Genomic DNA, 25,493 nt, shown 5'->3' with positions numbered 1-25,493 from the left:
ACAGCGGCCCCGTCGCCGGCCTCAGCGCCGCTGCATGTCCGGGTCGCGGATGCCCTGGCGGCGCAGCTCGAGTACGGTCGGGGTGATCGCGGCGATGCGCGCGTCGACCCGCGAGCGGGTCACGTAGTCCAGGTCGCCGCGCTTCTTCAGCGTCTCCAGCTGGATCAGCGCCTGCTCCGGGCGGCCGTTGAGGAAGGCCGCCTCGGCGTAGGCCTCGGCCGCGCGGTGGGTGTCGCCGGCCAGCTCGCTGGCGCGGGCGAAGGTCTGCTGGAACACCGGGTCCTCGCCGGCGCGGGCCAGCATCGGCCGCAGCACTTCCTGGGCGCGGCGGCCGGCCTCGGCGCCGCCCTGTTCGACCAGGGCGTGGGCGTAGGTCAGCGCCACCGGGCGGCTGGACGGCATCCGCTGCAGCAGTTCGTCGAAGCGGCGGTTGGCCTGCGCGGTCCTGCCGGCGCGCGATTCGGCCTGGCCCAGGGCCAGGGCCACCCACAGGCTGTCCGGATGGTCCTCCAGCAGTGCCGCCAGTTCCTGCGCGGCAATGGCCGGTTCCCGCGCCATCCGCGCGATCGCCAGGCCGTAGCGCTGCGCATCGCTCAGGCCGGTGGGGCTGGCCCGGCGCAATGCTTCGTACTCGCGGATCGCCGCGTCCGCCGTGTTGGCGGTGAGCGCACGCAGGCGCTCCTGGGCCCAGGCGAACTGCGCGCCCTGCATGCCGTCGGCCGGGTCCAGCGAGTCCAGGCGGAAGCCGGCCGGCAGCAGCGGGTTGCCGATGCCCGGGGGCGCCTGGATCCGCGAACGGTCGACGCGTTCGATCCGTTCGCCGCCGCCGGGCACCGAGGTCACCGCGGTGACCGTGTTGCGCTTGAGCTGGTCGGCGCGCTGCCGCGCCTCGCTGATGCGGGTGGTGTTGACCGGGTGGGTGCGCAGGTAGTCCGGCACCGTGTAGCCGCCCTCGTTGCCGCGGGTGGCCTGGGCCATGCGCTCGAAGAAGCCGGCCATCGCGTCGACGTCGTAGCCGCTGCGCGAGAGGGTGCGGATGCCCAGGCGGTCGGCCTCGGATTCGTTGGAGCGGGTGTAGTTGATCTGGTTCTGCTGGATCAGGCCCATGCCGCTGACGATCGCCGCCTGGGTGGCGTCGCCGCTGGAGCTGCCACCGGCCGCCTGCGCCGCCACGATCGCCGCCAGCATGCCCAGCAGGATCGGGACCTGGTCGCGCTGGGCGCGTTCGACACCGCGCAGCACGTGCTGCTGGGTGACGTGGGCGATCTCGTGCGACAGCACCGCCGCGACCTCGTCCTCGCGCCGCGCGGTCAGGACCAGGCCGGCGTTCATGCCGATGTAGCCGCCCAGGGTGGCGAAGGCGTTGATCTGCCGTTCCTTGAGCATGAACAGCGTGTACGGCTGCTCGGGGCGGTCGCTGTTGGCGCCCAGGCGGTTGCCCATCGACTGCAGCCAGTCGTCCAGCAGCGGGTCGTCGAGCAGGTAGCCGTAGTTGCGCAGCTCGCGCAGCATCATCGCGCCGTACTCGGCCTGCTTGGCCGGGGTCAGCAGCTCGCCGGCCGAGGAGCCGATGTCGGGCAGGCGCGGCTCCTCCTGCGCGGTCGTGCGCAGCGGAGCCAGGCTCAGGGACAGGGCGGCGGCCAGCAGCAGGTAACGCAAGGCAGGGTCTCCGGGGTCTGGGGCAGGATGCGGTCGGGGCGGGGGGCACGGGTGAATCGGCGGTTAATCCGCTGTGTTCCATCCGTGCAGGCTGCGCCGGGCACGGCCGCTACCATATCCGTATAGACCCCATCCGTCCCGCGGAGTTTCCCGTGTCCGTTCCCCAGATCACCCTTTATTCCACCGCCATCTGCCCGTACTGCGTGGCGGCCAAGAACTTCCTCAAGAGCCAAGGCCGCGAATGGACCGAGGTCCGCGTCGACTTGGACCCGGCCGAGCGCGAGAAGATGGTGAACCTCGCCCGCCGTACCAGCGTGCCGCAGATCTTCGTTGGCGACGTCCACGTCGGCGGCTATGACGACATGATGGCGATGCACCGCGCCGGCAAGCTGCTGCCGCTGCTGGACGGCCAGGCCCCGGAGGCCTCGGCGTGAGCGGCGGCGAAGGGCAGGGCGGCGACGACCGGGTCCGCCAGTTCACCGAGTTCCGCCAGCGCATGAACCAGCGCATCCTGGCCGAGCCCAACCAGGTCGTGCGCCGCTTCTTCGCCCTGGACACCCAGACCTACCAGGCCGGCGCCCTGGACGTGAAGACCAAGGAGCTGCTGGGCCTGGTCGCCTCGCTGGTCCTGCGCTGCGACGACTGCATCAGCTACCACGTGGCCCAGTGCCGCGAGGCCGGGGTCAACCGCGACGAGTTCTTCGAGGCCTTCTCGGTCGGCCTGGTGGTGGGCGGCTCGATCGTGATCCCGCACCTGCGCCGGGCGGTGGACTTCCTCGACCAGCTCGAGGGCGGGGCCGAAAGCGCGCCCCCGGCCCACGACCACGGCTGAAACACCTGCGGTGCCCGCCGGCAGGCGGGCACCGGCGTTCCCCTCCAAAGGTCGAGGTGGGGCGTTCAGCGCGGATCGGGCATAATTTCACACCCAACTTTCCCCCTTCCGCGCCGTGTCCGGCCCGCCGGACCCGTGCGCCTGTTCCGGAATCACACCACATGACCCAGAAAATCACGGTCATCCGCGGCGACGGCATCGGCCCGGAGATCATGGACGCCACCCTGCACGTGCTCGACCGCCTCGGCGCCGGCCTGGAATACGAATTCGCCGATGCCGGCGTGGTGGCCCTGGAGAAGCACGGTGACCTGATGCCGAAGGAGACCCTGGACTCCATCGCCCGCAACAAGGTGGCCCTGAAGAGCCCGCTGACCACCCCGGTCGGCGGCGGCTTCACCTCGATCAACGTCAGCCTGCGCCGCCACTTCGACCTGTACGCGAACGTGCGCCCGGCCATCTCGTTCCCGAACACCAAGTCGCGGTACGAGAACATCGACATGATCACCGTACGCGAGAACACCGAGGGCGCCTACCTGGCCGAGGGCCAGGAAGTGTCGGCCGACGGCGAGACCGCGTTCTCCGGCACCCGCGTCACCCGCAAGGGCTCCGAGCGCATCGTCCGCTACGCCTTCGAGCTGGCCAGGAAGACCGGCCGCAAGAAGGTCACCGCGGTGCACAAGGCCAACATCATCAAGTCGACCTCCGGCCTGTTCCTGAAGGTCGCGCGCGAGGTGGCCGCGCAGTACCCGGAGATCGAGTTCCAGGAAATGATCGTCGACAACGCCTGCATGCAGCTGGTGATGCGTCCGGAGCAGTTCGACGTGATCGTCACCACCAACCTGTTCGGCGACATCATCTCCGACCTGTGCGCCGGCCTGGTCGGCGGCCTGGGCCTGGCCCCGGGCGCCAACATCGGCGCGGACGCGGCGATCTTCGAGGCCGTCCACGGCACCGCGCCGGACATCGCCGGCAAGGGCATCGCCAACCCCTGCGCGCTGCTGCTGGCGGCGGCACAGATGCTCGACCACATCGGCCAGGGCGCCAACGCCGAGCGCCTGCGCAAGGCGATCGTGGCCACCCTGGAAGCCAGGGACTCGCTGACCGGCGACCTGGGCGGCACTGGCACCACCATGGGCTTCGCCCAGGCCATCGCCAGCCGCCTCTGAAGCGGGCACCGGGCCGGCCACCACGGCGCCGGCCCTTGGCGACGACACGAACGGGACGCACAGCGTCCCGTTTTCGTTGCGCGCTGTGCCACCCGTGGCGCTTGGCCCGGGGTGGGCGCCACGCAAGAATCGGCGCCTCCTTCCCCCGCGCCGCTCCCGCCCATGTCCGTCCGTCCCAGCGTCCTGGCGCTGACCCCGCTGCTCGTGTTCCTCGCGCTGTTCTTCGGCGCCGGCCTGTACTACACCGCGCAGGGCGAGCCGATGGGCTTCTACCAGCTGCGCGCGCCGGTGGCGATCCTGCCGGCGCTGGCCCTGAGCCTGTGGCTGGCGCGGCGCCGCGGGGTGCCGCCGCAGGCGACGCTGCTGTCGGGCATGGGCGAAGGCAACGTCATGCTGATGTGCCTGATCTTCCTGCTGGCCGGCGCCTTCGCCATGGTCTCCAAGGGCGTGGGCGCGGTGGACGCGGTGGTGGCGCTGGGCCTGGGCGCGCTGCCGCCGGCGCTGATCCTGCCGGGGCTGTTCCTGGTGGCCTCGTTCGTCTCGCTGTCGATCGGCACCTCGATGGGCACGGTCGCGGCGGTGGTGCCGATCGCGCTGGGCGTGGCCGACGCCTCCGGCCTGGACCGGGTGCTGGTCACCGGCGCGGTGCTGGGCGGGGCGATGTTCGGCGACAACCTGTCGATCATCTCCGACACCACCATCGCCGCCACCCGCAGCCAGGGCGCGGAGATGCGCGACAAGTTCCGCGAGAACCTGAAGATCGCCGCGCCGGCGGCGCTGGCGACGGTGCTGCTGCTGGCCACGATGGGCGACAGCTCGCCGGTGCCGGCGTCCGAAGCCGCCGCCTCGCCGTGGCTGGTGCTGCCGTACCTGCTGGTGCTGGTGCTGGCCGTCGCCGGCCTGGACGTGGTGCTGGTGCTGGGCATCGGCATCGTCGCCGCCGGCGTGGCCGGGCTGGCGCTGGCGCCGGACTACGGGGCGGTGGATTTCGTCGGCGACATCTACGCCGGCTTCGAGAGCATGGTCGAGATCACCCTGCTGTCGATCCTGATCGGCGGCCTGGCCGCGCTGATCAAGGCCACCGGCGGGCTGGACTGGCTGGCCGGCGCGATCGCCCGCTTCGCCCGCGGCCATACCGGGCGCCGCTCGGGCGAGCTGAGCATTGCCGCGCTGGCCGCCGGCACCGACGCGCTGACCGCCAACAACACCGTGGCCATCCTGGTCAGCGGCAGCCTGGCCCGCGACATCGCCGAGCGCCACGGGATCAGCCCGCGGCGCTCGGCCAGCGTACTGGACATCTTCGCCTGCGTGGTCCAGGGCGTCCTGCCCTACGGCGCGCAGGTGCTGCTGGTCGCCTCGCTGGGCGCGCTGTCGCCGCTGGCCGTGGCCGGCAGCGTGCACTACTGTTGGCTGCTGGCGCTGTCGGCGCTGGGCTTCATGCTGTGGCCGCGGCGCAAGGCGATGCCGGCCGCGTGAGCGGGCCGGCACGACGCACCAAAAGAAAACGGGGCGCCAAGGGCGCCCCGTTCGTCTTCCCGCCGGCGGCGGTCAGCGCGACTGCAGCTTCGACAGCAGGCGCAGGAACTCCAGGTACAGCCACACCAGGGTGACCATCAGGCCGAAGGCGCCGTACCACTCCATGTACTTCGGCGCGCCGCGCTCCACGCCGGTCTCGATGAAGTCGAAGTCCAGCACCAGGTTCAGCGCCGCGATCACCACCACGAACAGGCTGAAGCCGATCCCGATGATCCCCGACTCGTGGATCATCGGGATCTGGATGCCGAAGAAGCCCAGCACGATGGTCGCCAGGTAGACCAGGCAGATGCCGCCGGTGGCCGCGACCACGCCGAGCTTGAAGTTCTCGGTGGCCTTGACCAGGCCGCTGCGGTAGGCGAACAGCATGGCGAACAGCGTGCCGAAGGTCAGCAGCACCGCCTGCATGACGATGCCGTTGAAGCGGGCGTCGAACAGGGCCGAGATCGCGCCAAGGAAGACGCCCTCGGCGATCGCGTACAGCGGCGCGGTCACCGGCGACCAGGCCTGCTTGAAGATGGTGACCATCCCCAGCACCAGGCCGGTGAGCAGGCCGCCCCACACGTACATGCCGATGGCCGGGTTCACCGTGCCGTCCGCGCCGAACGCCTGCGACCACGACCAGGCGCCGGTGAGCACCGCCAGCAACAGCAGGATGCCGGTGCGGTTGACCGTGCCGTTGAGGGTCATGGTGCCGGCGTCGCGCGACACCACCGTGCCGCTGCCGAGATCGAGGAAGGTGGATTCCTGGAAGGCGGGATTGCCGCTGCGCATGGCGCGTGCTCCGTCTGGCTGGGATATGCGGCCAAGGATACACGCGGGAGGGTGGGGGCGTGGTGCGAAAGGAGGGACTCGAACCCTCACGGGGTTACCCGCTGGAACCTAAATCCAGTGCGTCTACCAATTCCGCCACTTTCGCAGGTCGCCGGCATTGTAGCGGCGCGGCGGGGCCGTGCGATGCCGCCGCCGGAAAAAGAAAACGCCCGGACTGGCCGGGCGTTTTCTTCGGTCTGGTGGGCCGTCAAGGATTCGAACCTTGGACCTACTGATTAAGAGTCAGCTGCTCTACCAACTGAGCTAACGGCCCCGAGAAACTCGGTGTGGAACCGAGTTGCACATTCTAGCGGATTTCGCTGTCCTGGCAACTCCCCTCGGCAACTTCCGTTGCTTCGGAATGGTGGGGTGGCTGATGGGATTCGAACCCACGACCACTGGAATCACAATCCAGTACTCTAACCAACTGAGCTACAGCCACCACTGGAACTGCTATGCCCGGCGCCCGATCTGGCGCGCCCGGCAGGAATCGAACCTGCAACCGCCGGCTTAGAAGGCCGGTGCTCTATCCGGTTGAGCTACGGGCGCACAACTCGGTGAGGCATCGACCCGCCCCGGTGGCGGAATGGTCGGGGTAGAGGGATTCGAACCCCCGACATCCTGCTCCCAAAGCAGGCGCGCTACCAGACTGCGCTATACCCCGGTGTGCTGGGTTCGACGGTCCGGCAGACCTCGCTCCGGCCCGCCGGGCCCGGCTCCCTGGAGCCCGAAGGCGTCCGGAAGGTCGGCTATTGTTCGTGAACGCTGCGGGGGTGTCAATGCCATCTTTCCACGGACTGGCGCACGTGCCACGGATGGGCGAAACTAGCGCGTTCCGTCGGGCCAGCTGTCAAGCCGGTCCCAAGCCCTTAACCCAACGTCGATTTCCGCCGTGGCAGGAGCCGCGGCCGCAGGAGCCAGACACATGCAAGTTTCCGTCGAATCCACCGGCAACCTCGAACGCCGCATGAACTTCAGCCTGCCGGCGGAGCAGGTGGAGTCCAGCGTGAGTGGCCGCCTGCGCGAGATCGCGCGCACCGCCCGCATCAAGGGCTTCCGTCCGGGCAAGGTTCCGCCGAAGGTGATCGAGCAGCGCTTCGGCGAGCAGGTCAAGGCCGAGGTCCTCGGCGGCCTGGTGCGCCAGACCTTCGATTCGGCCATCCGCGAACACGACCTGCGCGTGGCCGGCAGCCCGCGCATCGACCGTGCCGGCGACAGCGAGCTGGAATTCGTCGCCACCTTCGAGGTGGTGCCGGACTTCGGCGACATCGACGTGTCCAAGCTGCAGGTGACCCGCCACACCGCCGAGGTGACCGAGGCCGACATCGACCAGATGATCGAGAACCTGCGCCTGCAGCGCCGTACCTTCAACCCGGTCACCCGCGCGGCGAAGGAGGGCGACCTGGTCGCCGGCTCGCTGTGGACCGGGCTGGGCGAGTTCCGCCAGCCGGCCGAGGGCGCCGAGCAGTTCAGCACCCTGATCGGCTCCGGCCAGCTGCTGCCGGCGGTCGAGAACGCGCTGGTCGGCCTGGAGCAGGGCGTCGAGACCGTCCTCGACGTGGCTTTCCCGGAGAACTGGCGCCAGGCCGAGCTGGCCGGCAAGACCGCCCAGGTCCACGTGACCCTGTCGCGCATCGCCGAGCCGGTCCTGCCGGAGGTTGACGCCGCGTTCATCAAGAGCTTCGGCGTGAAGAGCGGCGAGATGGACAAGTTCCGCGAGGACATCCGCACCAACCTCGAGCGCGAGCTCAAGGGCGCGCTGATGAACCGCCTGCGCCGCGAGGTCGGCGAGCAGCTGGTCAACACCTGGGCCCACGTCGAGCTGCCGCCGCGCCTGGTCGAGAACGAGGCCCGGGCGATGCTGGCCCAGCAGCTGGAGCAGATCCGCCGCAGCGGCCGCGACCCGGGCCAGCCGCCGGCCGACGCCCACGAGCAGTTCCTGGAGCCGGCGCGCAAGCGCGTCCTGGCCGGCCTGCTGGTCGGCGAGGTCGCCCGCCGCCACGAGCTGCGCCTGGACCCCAAGCGCGTGAACGAAACCCTGCGCCTGATCGCCTCGACCTACGAGGAGCCGGAGCAGGTCATTGAGATGTACCGGAACGACCCCCAGTTGATGCAGGGACTGCAGGCCCGGGTGATGGAAGAGCAGGTGATCGACTGGATCTCCGAGCGCGCCCAGCACACCGAGGTGGCGCTGTCGTTCCAGGAAGCCATCCGGGGATGACGGCCGGCGGGTGCGGCGCCTTCGCCGCCCCCGCTATGCTGTCCCGGGGCGCCGGATGACCGGCGCCCCAACCCAGCCAGGAGCCCCCATGAGCATGATCCCGACCAAAGCCCTCAACCTGGTCCCGATGGTGGTCGAACAGACCAGCCGCGGCGAGCGCGCGTACGACATCTATTCGCGCCTGCTCAAGGAGCGGGTGATCTTCCTGGTCGGCCCGGTCGAGGACCACGTCGCCAACGTGATCATCGCCCAGATGCTCTTCCTCGAGGCCGAGAACCCCGAGAAGGACATCAGCCTGTACATCAACTCGCCCGGCGGCCTGGTCACGGCCGGCATGGCGATCTACGACACCATGCAGTACATCAAGCCGGACGTGAGCACCATCTGCGTCGGCCAGGCAGCCTCGATGGGCGCCGTGCTGCTGGCGGCCGGCGCGGCCGGCAAGCGCTACGCGCTGCCGAACTCGCGGGTGATGATCCACCAGCCGCTGGGCGGCTTCCAGGGCCAGGCCACCGACATCGACATCCACGCGCGCGAGATCCTCAGCATGCGCGCGAGGCTGAACGAGATCCTGGCCCACCATACCGGCCAGTCGATCGAGACCATCGCCCGCGACACCGAACGCGACAACTTCAAGAGCGCGGCCGAGGCCAAGGCCTACGGCCTGGTCGACGAAGTCCTGGAGCGTCGCCCGGAAGAGTCGATCCAGGCGGGCTGACCCCCGCCAGGCAGCCGGTCCTGCCCCCTCCCGGGCGGGCCGGCAACCCCGAGAAGCACGGCCCGGCGCGCCTCTGGCGCAGTTCCGGCCCTGTGCTATTCTCGCCCCGAACCCGCTCCGGCGGGCTGTAACAGTGGAAAAGAACAAGCATGAGCGAAGACCGGCAAGGCCGTTCCGGAGACAGCAACAAGATCCTCTACTGCTCCTTCTGCGGAAAGAGCCAGCACGAGGTGCGGAAGCTGATCGCCGGCCCGAGCGTGTTCATCTGCGATGAATGCGTGGAGCTCTGCAACGACATCATCCGCGAGGAACTCGAGGAGAAGGCACAGTCCTCGCGCAGCTCGCTGCCCAAGCCGCGCGAGATCCTCGAGGTCCTGGACCAGTACGTGATCGGCCAGCAGCGGGCGAAGAAGACCCTCGCGGTGGCCGTGTACAACCACTACAAGCGCATCGAGAGCCGCCAGCGCAACGAGGACGTGGAGCTGGCCAAGTCCAACATCCTGCTGGTCGGCCCGACCGGTTCGGGCAAGACCCTGCTGGCCGAGACCCTGGCGCGGCTGTTGAACGTCCCGTTCACGATCGCCGATGCGACCACACTGACCGAAGCCGGCTACGTCGGCGAGGACGTGGAGAACATCATCCAGAAGCTGCTGCAGAAGTGCGACTACGACGTCGAGAAGGCGCAGCAGGGCATCGTCTACATCGACGAGATCGACAAGATCTCGCGCAAGAGCGAGAACCCGTCGATCACCCGCGACGTGTCCGGCGAAGGCGTGCAGCAGGCGCTGCTGAAGCTGATCGAGGGCACCGTCGCTTCGGTCCCGCCGCAGGGCGGCCGCAAGCACCCGCAGCAGGAGTTCCTGCAGGTCGACACCAAGAACATCCTGTTCATCGTCGGCGGCGCGTTCGCCGGCCTGGACAAGATCATCCAGCAGCGCACCAGCGAGGCAGGCGGCATCGGCTTCGGCGCCAAGGTGAAGAGCACCAAGGTCAAGGCCGACACCGGCAAGCTGCTGGCCGACGTCGAGCCGGAGGACCTGATCAAGTTCGGCCTGATCCCGGAGTTCGTCGGCCGCCTGCCGGTGGTGGCGACCCTGGAGGAGCTGGACGAGGAGGCCCTGGTCAAGATCCTGACCGAGCCGAAGAACGCCATCACCAAGCAGTTCAAGAAGCTGTTCGAGATGGAGGGCGTGGAGCTGGAGTTCCGTCCGGACGCGCTGTCGGCGATCGCGCGCAAGGCGCTCAAGCGCAAGACCGGCGCCCGCGGCCTGCGCACCATCGTCGAGTCGGTGCTGCTGGACACCATGTACGAGCTGCCGTCCATGGAGAACGTCAGCAAGGTGGTGGTGGACGAATCGGTGATCGAGCACAAGACCGAGCCGTACCTGATCTACCAGACCCCGCCGGCGGCCCCGCCGAAGGTGGCCTCGGCCGAATGACCCGGCCCGCGCCGCGGTTAAGCAACCTGAAGAAGCCCCGGGCCACCCCGGGGCTTCTCTTATCTGCATGACCGGAAAGGACTTTTCCGGTCCTTCTTGCAACGTCTCCGGCTAGCCCCCATAACGTGGGCCAGGGCGGCGGAGGCCGCCATCCCCACGTTTTCACGGAGCCTGCATGTCCCGCAATCGATCCGACGTCCTGGAACTGCCCGTCCTGCCCCTGCGCGACGTGGTGGTGTTCCCGCACATGGTCATTTCCCTGTTCGTCGGCCGGGACAAGTCCATGCGCGCGCTGGAGCAGGCGATGGAGGCCGACAAGCAGATCCTGCTGGTCGCGCAGAAGTCCGCCGAGACCGACGACCCGCAGGCGGCCGACCTGTACACGGTCGGTACCCTGGCCCAGGTCCTGCAGCTGCTCAAGCTCCCCGACGGCACCATCAAAGTGCTGGTGGAGGGCACCGCGCGCGTGCACGTGGACCAGATCGCCGAACGCGACGGCGCCCTGCATGGTCGCGGCGAGCTGATTGAGGCCGGCAGCGTGCGCAACGAGCGCGAGGTCGAGGCCATCGCCCGGACCCTGACCAGCCTGTTCGAGCAGTACGTCAAGACCAACCGCAAGCTGCCGCCGGAGCTGCTGCAGACCCTGTCCGGGATCGACGATCCCGGCCGCCTGGCCGACACCATCGCCGCGCACATCGGCGTGCGCCTGGCCGACAAGCAGCGGCTGCTGGAAAGCGCCGACATCGGCGAGCGGCTGGAGTTGCTGGTCGGCCTGGTCGAGGGCGAGATCGACGTGCAGCAGATGGAGAAGCGCATCCGCGGCCGGGTGAAGTCGCAGATGGAGCGCAGCCAGCGCGAGTACTACCTCAACGAGCAGATGAAGGCGATCCAGAAGGAACTGGGCGACCTGGACGACTCGCCGGGGGAGATGGAGGAGCTGGTGCGCCGCGTCGCCGAGGCCGGCATGCCCAAGGCGGTGGAGGCCAAGGCCCGCGCCGAGCTCAACAAGCTCAAGCAGATGTCGCCGATGTCGGCCGAGGCCGCGGTGGTGCGCAACTACCTCGACTGGCTGCTGGGCGTGCCGTGGAAGAAGCGCAGCAAGGTGCGCAAGGACCTCAAGGCCGCGCAGGACACCTTGGACGCCGACCACTACGGCCTGGACAAGGTGAAGGAGCGCATCCTCGAGTACCTGGCGGTGCAGTCGCGGGTGAAGCAGATGAAGGGCCCGATCCTGTGCCTGGTCGGCCCGCCGGGCGTGGGCAAGACCTCGCTTGGCCAGTCGATCGCCAAGGCCACCAACCGCAAGTTCGTACGCATGTCGCTGGGCGGCGTGCGCGACGAAGCCGAGATCCGTGGCCACCGCCGCACCTACGTCGGTTCCATGCCGGGGCGCATCGTGCAGAACCTCAACAAGGTCGGCACGAAGAACCCGCTGTTCGTGCTCGACGAGATCGACAAGATGTCGATGGACTTCCGTGGCGACCCGTCCTCGGCGCTGCTGGAGGTGCTGGACCCGGAGCAGAACCACAGCTTCAACGACCACTACCTGGAGGTCGACCTGGACCTGTCCGAGGTGATGTTCGTGGCGACATCGAACTCGCTGAACATCCCCGGCCCGCTGCTGGACCGCATGGAGGTCATCCGTATCCCGGGCTATACCGAGGACGAGAAGCTGAGCATCGCCCAGCGCTACCTGGTGCCCAAGCAGCTGAAGGCCAACGGCCTCAAGCCGGAAGAGCTGGCCATCGGCGAGGATGCGATCCGCGACATCGTGCGCTACTACACGCGCGAGTCCGGCGTGCGCAACCTCGAGCGCGAGATCGCCAAGATCTGCCGCAAGGTGGTCAAGGAGATCGCGCTCAAGGGCCCGCAGCAGCCGGCGAAGAAGACCGCGAAGAAGTCCGCGCGCAAGGCCAAGGTCGCGCAGGCGCAGGTGAGCTCGAAGAACCTCGACAAGTACCTGGGCGTGCGCCGCTACGACTACGGCCGCGCCGAGGAGCAGAACGAGATCGGCCTGGTCACCGGCCTGGCCTGGACCGAGGTCGGCGGCGACCTGCTGCAGATCGAATCCACCCTGGTGCCGGGTAAGGGCCAGATGATCCTGACCGGCCAGCTCGGCGACGTGATGAAGGAATCGGCGTCGGCCGCGCTTTCGGTGGTGCGCGCCCGCGCCGAGAACCTCGGCATCGAGACCGACTTCCTGCAGAAGCAGGACGTGCACCTGCACGTGCCCGACGGCGCCACGCCGAAGGACGGCCCCAGCGCCGGCATCGCGATGGTCACCTCGCTGGTGTCGACGCTGACCAAGGTGCCGGTGCGCGCGGACATCGCCATGACCGGCGAGATCACCCTGCGCGGCAAGGTCACCGCGATCGGCGGCCTCAAGGAGAAGCTGCTGGCCGCGCTGCGCGGCGGCATCCGCACGGTGATCATCCCGGAGGAGAACCGCAAGGACCTGGCCGACATCCCGGCCAACGTCACCGACGGGTTGAAGATCGTCCCGGTGAAGTGGATCGACGAGGTGCTGGACCTGGCCCTGGAACGCCCGCTGCGGCCGGCCGCCGGCAGGACGGGCCCGCGCGGCGGCAAGAACGGTGGGCGCCGCCAGCGACCGGCCCAGGACCAGGCCGACGTCAAGCACTGACGATCCTGTCCACGGCATGGCCCCAGCGATGGCGCGGGAGGCAAAAACCCGCGCCATTGCTGCATTTTCGGGTTGCGGCATGGTGGCGCCCCCCTGTATAACGGGCGCACCCGCCAGCGGCCAGTACCGTGCGGTGGCACCGGACCATCGGGCACGCGAGGGGCGCGGGCCCACATCACACCCATCTCGCGGCGATGCCGCACAGGGAGCACAGAAGAATGAACAAAACCGATCTGATCGACGCCGTCGCCAGCGATGCCGAAGTCACCAAGGCCGAGGCCGCGCGCGCGGTCGATGCGGTGATCGATGCGATCACCAAGGCGCTGAAGAAGGGCGAGGCGGTCACGCTCGTCGGCTTCGGTACCTTCCAGGTCCGCAAGCGCGCCGCCCGCACCGGCCGCAACCCGAAGACGGGCGAGACCATCAAGATCAAGGCCTCGAAGAATCCGGCGTTCAAGGCTGGCAAGGCCCTGAAGGACGCTGTAAACTGATCGGCCCGCTGCCGAGGCGGGTTGCCTGACCCGGGTGCTTAGCTCAGCGGTAGAGCGTCGCCCTTACAAGGCGAGGGTCGGGGGTTCGAAACCCTCAGCACCCACCAGCTTCGGCGGATGTGAAAAAAAAGTTGCAAGACGGTCTTCCACAACTCGAAAAATCGTCTTACAATAGCTGTCTCACGCGGAGTGGTAGTTCAGTCGGTTAGAATGCTGGCCTGTCACGCCGGAGGTCGCGGGTTCGAGTCCCGTCCACTCCGCCACTATCCGGAAGGCCCCTGGGAAACCAGGGGCCTTCTTTTTTTCCGCTTCCCGCCGGCGCGGCGCGGGGCCGCCGGAGCGCGCCGCCCGCGGCTCGGTTAAACTGCGCCGCTTAACCCGACGTAGACAGACCAGGCAGGACCAATGCTGCAGAAACTCCGCGACCGGACTTCGGGGTGGGTCGCCACCGTCATCATCGCGCTGTTGATGATTCCGTTCCTGTTCGTCATCGACCAGCGCTACCTCGGCGGCCTGGGCGCCAACAACGTGGCGCAGGTGAAGGCTCCGCCGACCTGGTGGGAAGGCGCGCCGAAGTGGTGGCCGGCTTCCATGCTGTGGGAACACCGCGAAGTCAGCGTCGACGAATTCCGCCGCCGCTTCGAGCAGGAGCGCATGCAGGCGCGCCAGGAGCAGGGCGAGGCCTTCGATCCGCGCGAATTCGAGACCATCGAGAACAAGCGCCGCGTGCTCGACCAGCTGATCGACGAGAAGGTCCTGCAGCTGGCCGCCGACCGCGCCGGCGTGGTGGTCAGCGACGCGGCGGTCCGCGAGTACATCGCCTCGATCCCGGCCTTCCAGGTCGACGGCAAGTTCGATCCGAGCCGCTACCAGCTGGCGCTGGCCTCGCAGGTGCCGGCGCAGACACCGAAGCAGTTCGAGCAGCTGGTGCGCAGCTCGCTGCAGCAGTCGCTGATCCCGGTCGGCCTCGGCACTTCGGCGTTCGTGACCGATGGCGAGTTCGAGCGCCTGCTGCGCCTGTCCGGCGAGACCCGCGACATCGAGGTGGCGATCCTGCCGCCGCCGGCCGAGGACACCGCCGAGGTCGACGACGCCGCGATCCAGGCCTGGTACGAGGCGCACCCGGGCGACTTCACCAGCCCGGAGACGGTGACCATCGAATACGTCGAGCTCGACGCAAGCCGCCTGCCGGAACCGGCGCCGGCCGACGAGGCGACGCTGCGCAAGCGCTTCGAGGACGAGAAGGCCCGTTTCGTCGAGCCCGAGCAGCGCCTGGCCTCGCACATCCTGGTGCGCGTCGCCCCGGATGCCGACGAAGCCACGCGCAAGGCCGCGCAGGAAAAGGCGCAGAAGCTGGCCGAACAGGCGCGCGCGCCGGGGGCAGATTTCGCGGCGCTGGCCAAGGCCAATTCCGAGGATCCGGGTTCGCGCGACAGCGGCGGCGACCTGGGCTGGGTCGAACGCGGCGTGATGGTCGCGCCGTTCGAGGAAGCGCTGTTCGCGATGCAGCCGGGCGAGGTGCGTGGCCCGGTGCAGACCGACTTCGGCTACCACGTGCTGCAGCTGCGCGAGCTCAAGCAGGGCGCGCAGGCCAGCTTCGAGCAGGTCCGCGCCGAACTGGAGCGCGAGCAGGCCCAGGCCGACCGCGAGCGCGCCTTCAGCGAGCTGGCCGGCCGCCTGACCGATCTCATCTACCAGAACCCGTCGACGCTGGCCCCGGCCGCCGAAGCGGTGGGCCTGCCGGTGCAGAAGCTCGGCCCGTTCACCCGCCAGGACGTCACCGGCATCGCCGCCTCGCCCGAGGTGAAGCGCGCCGCGTTCTCCGAGGCAATGATCGAGGACGGCACCGCCAGCGATCCGATCCCGCTGGGCCCGGAGCGCAGCGTGGTGATCCGCGTGGTCGAGCACCAGCCGGAAGCGGCACGTCCGCTGGCCGAGGTGCGCGACCAGGTGGTCGCCGCGGTGCGCGCCGACCGCCAGCGCAAGGCCGCCGAGGCCGCCGCCGACGCGATCGTCGAGCGCCTGCGCGCGGGCGAGGCGATGGCCGAGGTCGCCGCTTCCGCCGGCACCGAGGTGATGCCGTTCACCAACATGCCGCGTGGCGTGCCGGCCCCGACCCAGGAAGCCAACCGCCGCATCTTCGCCGCCGCCCCGGCCGGCGAAGGCAAGCCGGCCGCCGGCCGCTTCCTGATGCCGGACGGCCGCCAGGCGGTGTTCGTGGTCACCGCGGTGAAGCCGGGCGATCCGTCGCAGATTCCGGAAGAGCAGCGCGTCCAGCTGCGCCGCCAGCTCGAACAGATCGACGGCGCCGCCGCGGCCGAAGCCTACGTGCGCGCACAGCGCAAGCGCTTCGACATCGTGGTTGAGGAAGCGCAGCTGTAAGCAATCGCGCCGCGGCGCACCCGCGCCGCGGCGACATCTCCAGGGGAATAGGGCGCGGCAGCCTGGCTGTCGCGCCCTTTCTTGTTGCGGGGAGAGGGTGCGGGGCGGCCGCGTCAGGGCAGCCGCAGCACCATGCCGGGCTTGAGCACGCTGTCGGCGCGCAGCCCGTTGAGTTCGAGCAGGCGGGCGATGGCCACGCCATGGCGCCTGGCAATCGTCCAGGCCGAGTCGCCGCGGCGCACGGTGTAGGTGGCCGCATCGGGCGCGCCCGCGGATGCCTGGCGCAGGCTGGCCAGCGGATCGGCCTCGATGTGGCCCGGCTGGCCGCGGCCGGGCACCAGCGCCAGCGGCGCGTGGCCGCTGGGCCAGCTGCCGCCGAGGGCCGGGTTGAGCCGGCGCAGCGTGGCCAGGTCGTGGCCCTGGCGGCTGGCCCAGGCCTGCAGGTTGCCGGTGCCATCCACCGCCTGTTCGCGCAGTATCGGCACCGGTCGCTCCAGCTGCGCGCGCCACTGCGGCTGGCCGCCGGCTTCCTCCAGCAGGCAGGCCAGCGCGTGCAGCTTCTCCACGTAGGCGTAGGTCACCGGCGCCAGCCCCGGCAGGCTCTGCGGCGCGGCGTCGCCGGCGCCGTCGTTGCTGCTGCGCTGCAGGGCCTTCTTCACCCGGAACTCGCCGGCGTTGTAGGCCATCAGCGCCAGCCGCCAGTTGCCGTCGAAGCGGCGGTAGAGGTGGTCGAGGTAGCTGACCGCAGCGCGGGTGGACTCGGCCGGCGCCAGGCGCCCGTCGTAACCGCCGGCGATGCGCACGCCGTGGTCGCGCGCGGTGGCCGGCACGAACTGCCACAGGCCCGCCGGCCCGGCCTTGCTGCGCGCACCCGGCGCATAGCCGCTCTCGACGAACGGGATCAGGGCGAACTCGGTCGGCAGGTCGGCCTCGCGCAGCACGCCGACCACGTAGCCGAACAGCGCGAGGGTGTCGCGGTCGGGATTGCCGAGCCGCTCCGGGGCGTGGGCGAAGTGCCGGCGCCAGCGCTCCTGCGCGTTGTCGCACTGCGGTTCGGCCAGGCCGTCGCGGAAGGCCTCGTAGATGTCCAGGCCGGTAACCGTGTCGCCGGCCAGCGGCGTGGCCGGCGGCGGCGCCGGGACCTCGGTGCGGGCGGGCGCCGCCGGTGGCGCCCGCGTCGGTTCGGGTGCGGGGATGGCCGGCGCGGGTGGCGTCGGCTTCGTCGCCGGCTGCACCGCGCAGGCGGACAGCAGGCAGGCGCCGGCCATCGCGGCCAGGGTCAGCCGGCGCGGCGTCATGCGCGGAAAACGTCCTTCCAGGCGCGCAGCGCGGCGAAGGTCTCCACTGCATCCGCCGGCTCGTGGCCCAGGCGGGCGGCCGCGGCGGCGCGGACCGCCGGAACCTCGCAGCGCAGGAACGGGTTGCACTCCCGTTCGCTGCCGAGGGTGGAGGGCAGGGTGGGCTGGCCGGCGGCCAGCAGCCGTTCGACCTCCGCCCGGCGCGCGCCGAGGGCGGCATTGGCCGGTTCCACGGCCGCGGCGAAGGCGCCGTTGGAACGGGTGTATTCGTGTCCGCAGCAGACCCGCGTGTCGGCGGGCAGGGCGGCGAGCTTGGCCAGCGATTCGAGCATCTGCACCGGCGTACCCTCGAACAGGCGGCCACAGCCCAGGCTGAACAGGGTGTCCCCGCAGAACAGGTGGCCATCGACGAGGTAAGCGAGGTGGCTGCGGGTATGGCCGGGGACGGCCAGCACCTCCAGGCCGTGGTCGAGCAGGCGCAGGCGGCTGCCTTCGCCGACACGCTCGGCCTCCACGTCGATGCGCGCATCGTCCGGCGCGAACACCGGCAGGCCCGGCCAGCGCTCCAGCAGCGCGTGCACGCCGCCGATGTGGTCGTTGTGGTGGTGGGTCAGCAGGATCGCCGCCGGTTCGAGTCCCTCGGCGGCCGCAGCCAGCACCGGCGCGGCTTCGCCGGGATCGACGACGAGCGCCCGGTGCCCCTCGCGCAGGACCCAGATGTAGTTGTCCTCGAATGCGGGCAGCGCGCTCAGTCGCATAGAATCCCGACCATGCCTGCCGCCGCCTCCAGCCGTCAACCCGGCGCCAAGCTCCGGTTCAGCGGTGCCGAGGCGCAGTGGTTGCTGGCCGAGGAGCGCCGCTGGCTGGCCGAAGCCATGGCCGTGCGTCCGGCCCGTCCCTGGCTGTGGCTGGTGCCCGGCCCCTGCATGGGTGCGGACGCGGCCCTCCTGCCGGCCCGCCGCGGCATGCTCCTGCACGAATGCGAGGGCGGCTACGCCGGGACACTGCGCTGCGGCCTGCCGCTGCCGCTGGCCAACGACTGCCTCGGTGACGTCATCCTCCAGCACCCGGGCAGCGACGATCCCTGGGCGCTGCTGGAGGAATGCACCCGGGTGCTGGTCGAGGGCGGTCGCCTGTGGCTGTTCCTGGTCAACCCGTGGAGCCCGTTCCGCCTGCGCCGGCCGCGCGACCTGCCGGCCCCGGCGCACGGGCCTTGGCTGCAGCGGCTGCGCGCGCTGGGACTGCAGGCCGACCCGCCGCAGTTCATCGGCCCGCGCTGGCGGCTGGCCGGCGCCGGCGGCACCCGCGCCTCGCGCCTGCCGCTGCGCGCGGCCTGCGTGATCGTGGCCGAGAAACGTGGCCTGGCGCCGGTGGCGCCGGCCCCGCTGGCATGGCGGCGGGGCGCCGCGCCGGTGGCCTGAACTCCCTGCAAGGAAACGAATGAAGAAGATCCAGATCCACACCGACGGCGCCTGCCTCGGCAACCCGGGGCCCGGCGGATGGGGAGCGCTGCTGCGCTACAACGCGCACGAGCGCGAACTGGCCGGCGGCGAGCCGGACACCACCAACAACCGCATGGAGCTGATGGCCGCGATCATGGCCCTGGAGACGCTGCGCGAGCCGTGCAACGTGGTCCTGCATACCGATTCGCAGTACGTGCGCCAGGGCATCACCGAATGGATGCCCGGCTGGGTGCGTCGCGGCTGGAAGACCGCCGGCGGCGACCCGGTCAAGAACCGCGACCTGTGGGAACGCCTGCACGCCGCCGCCGGCCGCCACAAGGTCGAGTGGCGCTGGGTCAAGGGCCACAACGGCGACCCCGACAACGAGCGGGTCGACATGCTCGCGCGCACAGCGGCCCAGCGGGTGCGCGACACTGGCGCGGTACACTGAGCCCGATGCGCCAGATCATCCTCGATACCGAAACCACCGGCCTGGAGTGGAAGAAGGGCAACCGCATCGTCGAGATCGGTTGCGTGGAACTGCTGGAGCGGCGCCCCAGCGGCCGCAACTTCCACCGCTACCTCAAGCCCGACTGCGACTTCGAGGCCGGCGCCCAGGAAGTGACCGGACTGACCCTCGAGTTCCTGGCCGACAAGCCGCGCTTCGAGGAGATCGTCGACGAGTTCCTCGAGTACATCGACGGCGCCGAGCTCATCATCCACAACGCGGCCTTCGACCTGGGCTTCCTCGACTACGAGCTGTCGCGCTGCGGCGGGGACCTTGGCCGCATCGTCGACCGCTGCACCGTGGTCGATACCCTGCTGCTGGCGCGCGAACGTTTCCCCGGCCAGCGCAACTCGCTGGACGCGCTGTGCAAGCGCCTGGGCGTGGACAACTCGCACCGCCAGCTGCACGGCGCGCTGCTCGACGCCCAGATCCTGGCCGACGTCTACGTCGCCCTGACCTCCGGGCAGGAGGAGATCGGCTTCGGCGAGGTCGCCGACGAGGCCGCGCGCCCGGTGGCGGTGGCCAGCTTCGGCCCGGTCGGCGGCGAGCGCCCGCGTATCGGCGCCTCGGCCGGGGAGCTGGAGGCGCACCAGCGGCGCCTGGAGCGGCTGCGCAAGAAGGCCGGCCGCGCGCTGTGGGACGCGCTGGAATCGCCGGAGCCGCTGGCCGAGGCGGTCAACGCCTGAAGTAGCCGATCAGGGGAGGGCCGGCCACGCCGGCCCGCCCACGGGCCGGTCGCGCTGCTACTGGCAGCGCACCAGCACCGCGGTGACGTTGTCCGAACCGCCGCCGTCGAGCGCGGCGGCCACCAGCGTGTCCACGCATTCCTGCGCGCTGCAGTCCTGGCCGGCCAGGGTCTCGGCGATGCGGCTGTCGTCCACTTCCTCGGTGAGGCCGTCGCTGCACAGCAGCAGCTGCATGCCCGGGCGCAGTTCGCCGGCCATCAGCGACACGTTCAGGTGGTTCGGATCGGTCACGCCCAGCGCCTGGGTCACTACGTTGCGGTGCGGGTGCGAGCGGGCCTGTTCCGGGGTCAGCGTGCCCTGGTCGACCAGGTCCTGGACGTAGCTGTGGTCCTGGCTCAGCTGGGCCAGGCGGCCGTCCTGCCACAGGTAGGCGCGGCTGTCGCCGACCCAGGCCACCTCGAAGCGCTGGCCCTGCACGCGCGCGGCGACCACGGTGGTGCCCATCGGCAGGGCGTCGTTGCGGCGGCGGGAGACGCGGATGATCTCCTCGTCGGCGATGCGGATCGCCTGGACCAGCGGGGTGCCGCTGCGGACCTCGCGGACGATGGTCTCGCGGGCCAGCGCGCTGGCCACCTCGCCGCAGGCATGGCCGCCCATGCCATCGGCCACCAGCCACAGGCCCAGCTCACCGTCGCCGTAGTACGTGTCCTCGTTCAGCTGCCGGCGCAGGCCGACATGGGTGAGGTGTCCGAATTCGATCATGGCGCCCGCGTGGATTCGCTGTCAGCAGGATAAAACGGATTGGGCCGGCGCGGTGGGCCACGCCGGCGGCGCGGGGCGCGGACAAGGGAGCGGACAAAGAAAAAGACGGGCCGGAGCCCGTCTTCTTCTGTATCTGGCGGAAAGGGTGGGATTCGAACCCACGGTACCGGAGACCGGTACACCGGATTTCGAATCCGGCGCATTCGACCACTCTGCCACCTTTCCGGAAGCCCGCGCGGCGTGGTCCGTCCGCGGGGCCCGCCATGATACGGAACCGGCGCGCTCTGCACAACATCGGGATCGTCCCGGCCGCGGTTGGCTAGACTAGCGCCCTGCTTTCCCTTCCGGTGCCGCCCCGATGTCCGAGATCCTGGTCCCCGTATCCTTCGGCGAGCTGCTCGACAAGATCGCGATCCTGCAGATCAAGTCCGAGCGCATGACCGATCCCGCCAAGCTGGCCAACGTCCGCAAGGAACTGTCCGCGCTGGAGCACACCTGGATGCAGCATCCGGCCGCCGGCAAGGACATCGCCCAGCTGCGCGCGCAGCTGAAGGCGGTCAACGAACGGCTGTGGGACATCGAGGACGACATCCGGGTCAAGGAGAAGGCGCAGGAGTTCGACGAGGAGTTCGTGCGCCTGGCGCGCAGCGTGTACTTCGAGAACGACGAGCGCGCGCGGGTGAAGAAGGAGATCAACCTGGCGCTGGGCTCGGCCTACGTCGAGGAGAAGTCCTACCAGGATTACCGCACCGGCTCCACGCTCTGAGCCGCGTCCGCGCGCACTTCCAGCGCGCGGATCCTGACCATGTGCCGGACCATGCGCAGCCGCTCGCTGTGCGGGATGGCCACGCCGTAGGCCTGGTGCAGGCGCTCCACGTCCTGCGGCCGGCCGCTGCCCAGCGCGCCGAGCTGGGCGATGAGCAGGGCCTGTTCCTCCACTTCCGCCGGCAGCGCCTGCGGCAGCTGCAGCAGGGCCTCGCCGCTGCGCAGCATCGCCTGCGCGTCGCGCGCGGCGGCGGCGGCGTACAGCGCCAGCATCGCCCGCACCGCCGGCGGCTGGATCGACGCGTCGATCCAGGCCGGCTGCAGCCACACCCCTTGCAGGTCTTCCGGGGGCAGGTGGCCCAGCGTGGCCACGGCCACCCCCGAGGCGGCGCCGGCCCAGGTCACCGGGTCGTCGACCACGCCGCGTGACAGGGCCAGCAGGGCCTGTAGTCCGGTTTCCGCCGGGGGCGTATCGATCGAGCGGCGTGCCAGCGCGCTGGCGTGGTGGCCTGCGCGCAGCGCGTCGGCCAGGGCGATGGCGCGCTGACGGGCCTGCAGGAGGCTGTGGCCGCGCAGGATCGGGATGTCCTCCGATGCCGGTGGCGGCCGCCGGCCTTCGATCAGGTCGAGCACCGGAAGGCCGTTGTCGGCCAGGCGTTGCAGGGTGTCGGCGCGGTCGCGGCGGAAGCGGGTGCGCGGCGCCTGCAGCGACACCACCGGGTGGAAGTCGCTGTGCGCTTCGGCCTGCAGGGCGCGTACGTAGGTGTCCAGCAACGCGCCGCCACCGAGGCGGCGCAGCTGCAGCGCGGCGTCGCCGGCCAGGCCGACCCGCCCAGTCTCGCTGGCCAGCGCCGCGGTCGCGCGCAGGCGCATGGCGTCCGCTTGCGGGCAGGCACTGCGGCAGGCGACCACCACCAGGTCGTTGTCCTGCGCCAGGTACACGGCCGCGTCGGCGAAGTTCTCGCGCAGCGCGGCGACGATCCGCGCCAGCAGTGCGTCGTCGATCTCGTAGGTCTGCAGCCACTGCACCAGCAGGCCGTCCTCGGCCAGGTGGCCGTGCAGGAAGCGGTAGAACTCGCGGGTGAACAGGCCGGCCACGCCGCTGACCCAGGGGTTGGACGGCTCGGACACGATCACGTCGTAGCGCCGGCGGCCGCTCGTGTAGAAGCGGCGCGCATCGTCGAAGTGCACCTGCGAGCGCGGGTCGTGCAGGGCGCGGCCGATGCGTGCGGCGAACAGCTGCGCACCGGCGCGGTGCACCAGCGGTTCGATCTCCACCGTCTCCACCCGTTCGACCCGGTCGCTGCCGAGCAAGGTGTGGGTCGACATGCCGAGGCCCCAGCCGATCACCCCGACCTGGCGCGGCAGCGGATGCAGGGCCAGGGGCAGGGCGCCGAGGCTGACCATGGTCAGCTCGTCGCCCCCCGGCGGAGCATCGAGGCTGGCGGCCATCGCACCGTCGGACTTGCCGTTGGTGATCAGCGACAGCGTGCCGGTGGAGGGCGAGCGCGCCACGCCGATGGTGGCGGTCTTGCCGTCGCGCAGGAACGGCACTTCCAGCGATGCATCGAGCTGGGCGAAGCCGGTGCGGAACACGCCCGACAGTTGCACACGCGGATCGGGCTGGCCCCATTGCATGGCCACCGCCAGCGCCGCCACGCCGCCCAGCGACAGCAGCGCCATGCGCGCCGGCGACAGCTCGCCGCGCAGCTGCGCGTACAGCCAGAACCCCAGGGCCACGTCGCCGGCCGCGGCCAGCAGCACCGCGCCGCGCACGCCCAGCAGCGGCACCAGCACGTGCACGGCCAGCAGCACGCTGGCGATCGCGCCGGCGGTATTCGCCGCATACAGCCGTCCGATCGAAGCCTCGCCCGCCCCGTTACGCAGCAGCACCAGGGTGAAGAGTGGCAGGGTGGTGCCGGCGAAGAATGCCGCCGGCAGCATCACCGCGATGGCGATGCCGCCGCTGCCGAGCAGGAACAGCCGGTAGCCGCCGTCGGTGCGCGCCAGCGACTGCACCAGCGCGGCGGTCCAGTCGAAGGACTGGGCGAAGGCCAGCAGCGATAGCATCGCCGCCACGCCCATCGCCACCTGCGCGAACGCCGCACTCTGCAGCGGATCGCGCAGCCGCGGCGCGCGCCGGTGCACCCAGGCGCCGCCGGAGGCCAGGCCGAGCAGGAACGCGGCCAGCATCAGCTCGAAACTGTGCACGGTCGTGCCCAGCGCCTGGTTGAGCAGTCGGATCCAGCCGATCTCGTAGACGAAGGAGCAGGCGCCGGAGAGCAGGCCGGCGGCGAGCACGACGCGCACCAGGCCGACACGGGCGGTGCCAGCGGGTGTTCCAGACGTGGCTGGAGAAGAAGCGGGCGGTGCGCAGGATGCCCGGCCGCCGCTGTCCCCTTCGTGTCGCCAGGACAGCCAGCACGCGCCCGCCGCGACCGCCAGGTTGGCCACGCCGGCGACCGTCATCGCCCCGGGCATGCCCAGCCGCGGCAGCAGCAGGAAGGTGGCCAGCAGCGCGCCCAGCGCCGCGCCCAGGCTGTTGGCCGCGTACAGGCCGCCGAGCACGCGCGCGTCCTGGGCCAGCGCGGTGCGCAGCCACCCGGCGCTCAGCAGCGGGAAGGTCGCGCCCAGCAGCAGGCACGCTGGCAGGATCAGCAGGCTCGCGCCCAGCCAGGGGAAGGTATGGCCGGCCACGCCATCGCCCAGCACCGGCAGCACCGCCGCGGAGATTCCGGCGTAGCCGAGGAACAGCGCATGGAAGGCCAGGCCGAGCACGCCGATCGCCGCTTCGGCGATGGCGTAGGCGAACAGCAGCCGGGTCCAGCGCGTGCCCAGCCGCGCCGCCAGCCAGGCGCCGGCGGCCATGCCGCCCATGAAGATCGCCAGCACCAGGCTCTGCGCGTAGGCGGCGTGGCCCAGCACCAGGCCCAGGTACTGGGTCCACAGCGACTGGTAGACCAGCCCGGCGAAGCCGGACAGCACGAACAGGAACAGGATCGCCGCGCCCGAGGGCGCTGGACGGAGGGACGTCGACGGCAGGCGGGCGGCCGCGCTCATGGCCTCCCGGGGCGGGACGGAATGCCGTCCCGATCAGCCGCCGTGGTCGTTGCGGTAACGCTCGAAGGCTTCGATCGCATCTTCCACCGTGACCAGGTCCATCACGCCGTCGTGCTCGATCTTGGTGCCCCACTTCTGCGAAGCGGCGGGCTTGCCGAGGAAACGGCGCGCGGCGTCATCGTAGCGGTCCACGCAGTAGCGGCGGTCCGAGTAGGGACCGCTGCGGTCCGGGTCGGTGGCCGCGTGCAGGCCCAGCACCTTCGTGCCCATCGCGTTGGCGATGTGCATGGGCCCGGAATCGGGGGTGACCAGCAGGTCGGCGCGGGCGAGCAGGGCCGGCAGCTGCTTGAGCGTGTCCCTGCCCACCAGGTCCAGCGCCGGCGCGCGCATGCCGGCGAGGATGGCGTCGGCGGTCTGCCGCTCCAGCCCGCTGCGCCCGCCGCACAGCACGATCCGCCAGCCGCGTGCGGCGGCATGGTCGGCCAGGGCGGCGTAGCGTTCGGCGCGCCAGTTGCGCAGGGCGTGGCTGGAGCAGGGCGAGATCATCAGCACCGGGGTGCCGTCGTCCGGCCACTGTTCGCGCGCCCATTCGAAGGCCGCCTCGGGGACCGGCAGGTCCCAGACGACCGTGTCCTGGCGCAGGCCCAGCGGCTCGCAGAAGCTGCCGAGCACGTCCAGCACGTGCAGGCCGGGGCGGTCGGGGATGCGCTCGTTGACGAACAGCCCGTGCAGCTCCTTGGAGCGGGTGCGGTCGTAGCCGATCCGCCGGCGCGCCGGGATGAACGCCGACAGCAGGTTGGCGCGCGCGGCCAGCTGCATGTGCAGCAGGGCATCGAAGCCTTCCGCCGGCAGCGAGCGGCGCAGCTCGCGCATGCCGGCCAGGCCGGTGCGCTTGTCGTAGACGTGGAAGACCACCCCTTCGAGCCCCTCGAGCAGGCGGAAGCCGGCCGGGTCGATCACCCAGTGCAGCGGCGGGCCGTCGGGCCAGGCCCGTTGCAGGGTGCGCACGAGGGGCACCACGTGGGTCACGTCGCCGAGGGCGGACAGGCGCAGCAGGCAGAGTGAGGGGCGCAT

21 protein-coding genes and 8 tRNA genes are annotated in these 25,493 nt (G+C 70.6%); 16 read left to right on the top strand and 13 right to left on the bottom strand.

What is annotated here, in order from left to right; genetic code table 11:
* Window positions 1-21: 21 nt before the first annotated feature.
* On the bottom strand, window positions 22-1,659 hold the full coding sequence (locus tag PSEJ35_RS0112205) for a M48 family metalloprotease (protein ID WP_028918039.1): 1,638 nt from the start codon (window positions 1,657-1,659) through the stop codon (window positions 22-24).
* 122 nt (window positions 1,660-1,781) lie between these two features.
* On the opposite strand from PSEJ35_RS0112205, the gene grxC reads away from it, so the two are divergent.
* The 4 genes from grxC (at window position 1,782) to PSEJ35_RS0112185 (ending at window position 5,133) form a co-directional block, all read left to right on the top strand.
* Window positions 1,782-2,093 (top strand): glutaredoxin 3, encoded by a 312-nt coding sequence (grxC, locus tag PSEJ35_RS0112200; RefSeq protein ID WP_051412667.1) that lies wholly within the window; start codon window positions 1,782-1,784, stop codon window positions 2,091-2,093.
* A gap of 62 nt (window positions 2,094-2,155) precedes the next feature.
* Window positions 2,156-2,491 (top strand): carboxymuconolactone decarboxylase family protein, encoded by a 336-nt coding sequence (locus PSEJ35_RS0112195; RefSeq protein WP_232207656.1) that lies wholly within the window; start codon window positions 2,156-2,158, stop codon window positions 2,489-2,491.
* A gap of 161 nt (window positions 2,492-2,652) precedes the next feature.
* Complete coding sequence (locus tag PSEJ35_RS0112190) at window positions 2,653-3,657, top strand: isocitrate dehydrogenase (RefSeq protein ID WP_028918036.1); 1,005 nt, start codon at window positions 2,653-2,655, stop codon at window positions 3,655-3,657.
* Between the two features lie 162 nt (window positions 3,658-3,819).
* A complete protein-coding gene (locus PSEJ35_RS0112185; RefSeq protein WP_028918035.1) occupies window positions 3,820-5,133 on the top strand; it encodes a Na+/H+ antiporter NhaC family protein in 1,314 nt (437 codons plus the stop codon).
* Window positions 5,134-5,205: 72 nt separating this feature from the next.
* Here PSEJ35_RS0112185 and PSEJ35_RS0112180 read toward each other — a convergent pair whose 3' ends face one another.
* The 6 genes from PSEJ35_RS0112180 to PSEJ35_RS0112155 form a co-directional block, all read right to left on the bottom strand.
* Window positions 5,206-5,964, bottom strand: a complete 759-nt coding sequence (locus PSEJ35_RS0112180) for a Bax inhibitor-1/YccA family protein (RefSeq protein WP_028918034.1) — start codon at window positions 5,962-5,964, stop codon at window positions 5,206-5,208.
* Between the two features lie 60 nt (window positions 5,965-6,024).
* Window positions 6,025-6,109, bottom strand: a tRNA-Leu gene (locus PSEJ35_RS0112175).
* 92 nt (window positions 6,110-6,201) lie between these two features.
* Window positions 6,202-6,277, bottom strand: a tRNA-Lys gene (locus PSEJ35_RS0112170).
* A gap of 91 nt (window positions 6,278-6,368) precedes the next feature.
* Window positions 6,369-6,445: transfer RNA gene (locus PSEJ35_RS0112165), tRNA-His, on the bottom strand.
* Window positions 6,446-6,475: 30 nt separating this feature from the next.
* Window positions 6,476-6,552: transfer RNA gene (locus PSEJ35_RS0112160), tRNA-Arg, on the bottom strand.
* Between the two features lie 38 nt (window positions 6,553-6,590).
* A tRNA-Pro gene (locus PSEJ35_RS0112155) sits at window positions 6,591-6,667 on the bottom strand.
* A gap of 261 nt (window positions 6,668-6,928) precedes the next feature.
* Here PSEJ35_RS0112155 and tig point away from each other — a divergent pair.
* From tig to PSEJ35_RS0112115, 8 genes are all read left to right on the top strand, one after another.
* Window positions 6,929-8,224: a trigger factor gene (gene tig / locus PSEJ35_RS0112150; RefSeq protein WP_028918033.1), complete on the top strand. Its 1,296-nt coding sequence runs from the start codon at window positions 6,929-6,931 to the stop codon at window positions 8,222-8,224.
* 88 nt (window positions 8,225-8,312) lie between these two features.
* A complete protein-coding gene (gene clpP, locus PSEJ35_RS0112145; protein WP_028918032.1) occupies window positions 8,313-8,942 on the top strand; it encodes an ATP-dependent Clp endopeptidase proteolytic subunit ClpP in 630 nt (209 codons plus the stop codon).
* A 149-nt stretch (window positions 8,943-9,091) separates the two neighbouring features.
* On the top strand, window positions 9,092-10,381 hold the full coding sequence (gene clpX / locus PSEJ35_RS0112140) for an ATP-dependent Clp protease ATP-binding subunit ClpX (RefSeq protein ID WP_028918031.1): 1,290 nt from the start codon (window positions 9,092-9,094) through the stop codon (window positions 10,379-10,381).
* A 175-nt stretch (window positions 10,382-10,556) separates the two neighbouring features.
* Window positions 10,557-13,025 (top strand): endopeptidase La, encoded by a 2,469-nt coding sequence (lon, locus tag PSEJ35_RS0112135; protein WP_028918030.1) that lies wholly within the window; start codon window positions 10,557-10,559, stop codon window positions 13,023-13,025.
* A gap of 128 nt (window positions 13,026-13,153) precedes the next feature.
* Window positions 13,154-13,516, top strand: coding sequence for an HU family DNA-binding protein (locus PSEJ35_RS0112130; protein WP_255326744.1), 363 nt, complete (start codon window positions 13,154-13,156; stop codon window positions 13,514-13,516).
* A 32-nt stretch (window positions 13,517-13,548) separates the two neighbouring features.
* A tRNA-Val gene (locus tag PSEJ35_RS0112125) sits at window positions 13,549-13,623 on the top strand.
* Window positions 13,624-13,702: 79 nt separating this feature from the next.
* A tRNA-Asp gene (locus tag PSEJ35_RS0112120) sits at window positions 13,703-13,779 on the top strand.
* Window positions 13,780-13,921: 142 nt separating this feature from the next.
* On the top strand, window positions 13,922-15,898 hold the full coding sequence (locus tag PSEJ35_RS0112115) for a peptidylprolyl isomerase (RefSeq protein WP_028918028.1): 1,977 nt from the start codon (window positions 13,922-13,924) through the stop codon (window positions 15,896-15,898).
* Window positions 15,899-16,011: 113 nt separating this feature from the next.
* Here PSEJ35_RS0112115 and PSEJ35_RS16180 read toward each other — a convergent pair whose 3' ends face one another.
* Together PSEJ35_RS16180 and gloB are read right to left on the bottom strand one after the other, a co-directional pair.
* Complete coding sequence (locus tag PSEJ35_RS16180; RefSeq protein ID WP_051412666.1) at window positions 16,012-17,196, bottom strand: lytic transglycosylase domain-containing protein; 1,185 nt, start codon at window positions 17,194-17,196, stop codon at window positions 16,012-16,014.
* The gene (gene gloB, locus PSEJ35_RS0112105; RefSeq protein ID WP_028918027.1) at window positions 17,193-17,954 is read right to left on the bottom strand and encodes a hydroxyacylglutathione hydrolase; all 762 of its coding nucleotides are present in this window, start codon (window positions 17,952-17,954) and stop codon (window positions 17,193-17,195) included. Before gloB ends, PSEJ35_RS16180 begins: the two co-directional genes overlap by 4 nt.
* 12 nt (window positions 17,955-17,966) lie before the next feature.
* Between gloB and PSEJ35_RS17510 the strand changes: the two genes are divergently transcribed.
* Genes PSEJ35_RS17510 through dnaQ form a run of 3 tightly spaced genes read left to right on the top strand, consistent with a single transcriptional unit; the run spans window position 17,967 to window position 19,832 of the window.
* A complete protein-coding gene (locus PSEJ35_RS17510; RefSeq protein WP_028918026.1) occupies window positions 17,967-18,617 on the top strand; it encodes a hypothetical protein in 651 nt (216 codons plus the stop codon).
* 19 nt (window positions 18,618-18,636) lie between these two features.
* Window positions 18,637-19,089 (top strand): ribonuclease HI, encoded by a 453-nt coding sequence (gene rnhA / locus PSEJ35_RS0112095; RefSeq protein ID WP_028918025.1) that lies wholly within the window; start codon window positions 18,637-18,639, stop codon window positions 19,087-19,089.
* Window positions 19,090-19,094: 5 nt separating this feature from the next.
* Window positions 19,095-19,832 carry a DNA polymerase III subunit epsilon gene (dnaQ, locus tag PSEJ35_RS0112090; protein ID WP_028918024.1) on the top strand — a complete coding sequence of 246 codons (738 nt, stop codon included), beginning with the start codon at window positions 19,095-19,097 and terminating at the stop codon, window positions 19,830-19,832.
* 57 nt (window positions 19,833-19,889) lie between these two features.
* Here dnaQ and PSEJ35_RS0112085 read toward each other — a convergent pair whose 3' ends face one another.
* Together PSEJ35_RS0112085 and PSEJ35_RS0112080 are read right to left on the bottom strand one after the other, a co-directional pair.
* Entirely contained in the window at window positions 19,890-20,594 is a 705-nt protein-coding gene (locus tag PSEJ35_RS0112085; protein WP_028918023.1) for a PP2C family serine/threonine-protein phosphatase, read from the bottom strand.
* 134 nt (window positions 20,595-20,728) lie between these two features.
* A tRNA-Ser gene (locus PSEJ35_RS0112080) sits at window positions 20,729-20,819 on the bottom strand.
* Window positions 20,820-20,952: 133 nt separating this feature from the next.
* On the opposite strand from PSEJ35_RS0112080, the gene PSEJ35_RS0112075 reads away from it, so the two are divergent.
* Window positions 20,953-21,360 carry a DUF6165 family protein gene (locus PSEJ35_RS0112075; RefSeq protein WP_028918022.1) on the top strand — a complete coding sequence of 136 codons (408 nt, stop codon included), beginning with the start codon at window positions 20,953-20,955 and terminating at the stop codon, window positions 21,358-21,360.
* Here the strand turns inward: PSEJ35_RS0112075 and PSEJ35_RS0112070 are convergent.
* Window positions 21,336-24,419 carry a spermine synthase gene (locus tag PSEJ35_RS0112070; protein WP_051412665.1) on the bottom strand — a complete coding sequence of 1,028 codons (3,084 nt, stop codon included), beginning with the start codon at window positions 24,417-24,419 and terminating at the stop codon, window positions 21,336-21,338. The two genes, PSEJ35_RS0112075 and PSEJ35_RS0112070, sit on opposite strands and share 25 nt — an antisense overlap.
* A gap of 33 nt (window positions 24,420-24,452) precedes the next feature.
* Window positions 24,453-25,493 carry a glycosyltransferase family 9 protein gene (locus PSEJ35_RS0112065; RefSeq protein WP_037083211.1) on the bottom strand — a complete coding sequence of 347 codons (1,041 nt, stop codon included), beginning with the start codon at window positions 25,491-25,493 and terminating at the stop codon, window positions 24,453-24,455.

It is taken from the genome of Pseudoxanthomonas sp. J35 (assembly GCF_000513995.1).
Classification (GTDB): domain Bacteria; phylum Pseudomonadota; class Gammaproteobacteria; order Xanthomonadales; family Xanthomonadaceae; genus Pseudoxanthomonas.
The sequence above is the reverse complement of the archived record's forward strand: the minus strand, read 5'-3'. Positions and strand labels throughout refer to the sequence as shown.

Coding starts and splice junctions, on each gene's coding strand:
- lon (WP_028918030.1), top strand. CDS start 10,557: ATGTCCCGCAATCGATCCGACGTCCTGGAACTGCCCGTCCTGCCCCTG.
- PSEJ35_RS0112070 (WP_051412665.1), bottom strand. CDS start 24,419: ATGAGCGCGGCCGCCCGCCTGCCGTCGACGTCCCTCCGTCCAGCGCCC.
- clpX (WP_028918031.1), top strand. CDS start 9,092: ATGAGCGAAGACCGGCAAGGCCGTTCCGGAGACAGCAACAAGATCCTC.
- PSEJ35_RS0112075 (WP_028918022.1), top strand. CDS start 20,953: ATGTCCGAGATCCTGGTCCCCGTATCCTTCGGCGAGCTGCTCGACAAG.
- PSEJ35_RS0112185 (WP_028918035.1), top strand. CDS start 3,820: ATGTCCGTCCGTCCCAGCGTCCTGGCGCTGACCCCGCTGCTCGTGTTC.
- PSEJ35_RS0112115 (WP_028918028.1), top strand. CDS start 13,922: ATGCTGCAGAAACTCCGCGACCGGACTTCGGGGTGGGTCGCCACCGTC.
- rnhA (WP_028918025.1), top strand. CDS start 18,637: ATGAAGAAGATCCAGATCCACACCGACGGCGCCTGCCTCGGCAACCCG.
- tig (WP_028918033.1), top strand. CDS start 6,929: ATGCAAGTTTCCGTCGAATCCACCGGCAACCTCGAACGCCGCATGAAC.
- dnaQ (WP_028918024.1), top strand. CDS start 19,095: ATGCGCCAGATCATCCTCGATACCGAAACCACCGGCCTGGAGTGGAAG.
- PSEJ35_RS16180 (WP_051412666.1), bottom strand. CDS start 17,196: ATGACGCCGCGCCGGCTGACCCTGGCCGCGATGGCCGGCGCCTGCCTG.
- PSEJ35_RS0112065 (WP_037083211.1), bottom strand. CDS start 25,493: ATGCGCCCCTCACTCTGCCTGCTGCGCCTGTCCGCCCTCGGCGACGTG.
- PSEJ35_RS0112180 (WP_028918034.1), bottom strand. CDS start 5,964: ATGCGCAGCGGCAATCCCGCCTTCCAGGAATCCACCTTCCTCGATCTC.
- PSEJ35_RS0112190 (WP_028918036.1), top strand. CDS start 2,653: ATGACCCAGAAAATCACGGTCATCCGCGGCGACGGCATCGGCCCGGAG.
- PSEJ35_RS17510 (WP_028918026.1), top strand. CDS start 17,967: ATGCCTGCCGCCGCCTCCAGCCGTCAACCCGGCGCCAAGCTCCGGTTC.
- gloB (WP_028918027.1), bottom strand. CDS start 17,954: ATGCGACTGAGCGCGCTGCCCGCATTCGAGGACAACTACATCTGGGTC.
- PSEJ35_RS0112195 (WP_232207656.1), top strand. CDS start 2,156: ATGAACCAGCGCATCCTGGCCGAGCCCAACCAGGTCGTGCGCCGCTTC.
- clpP (WP_028918032.1), top strand. CDS start 8,313: ATGAGCATGATCCCGACCAAAGCCCTCAACCTGGTCCCGATGGTGGTC.
- PSEJ35_RS0112085 (WP_028918023.1), bottom strand. CDS start 20,594: ATGATCGAATTCGGACACCTCACCCATGTCGGCCTGCGCCGGCAGCTG.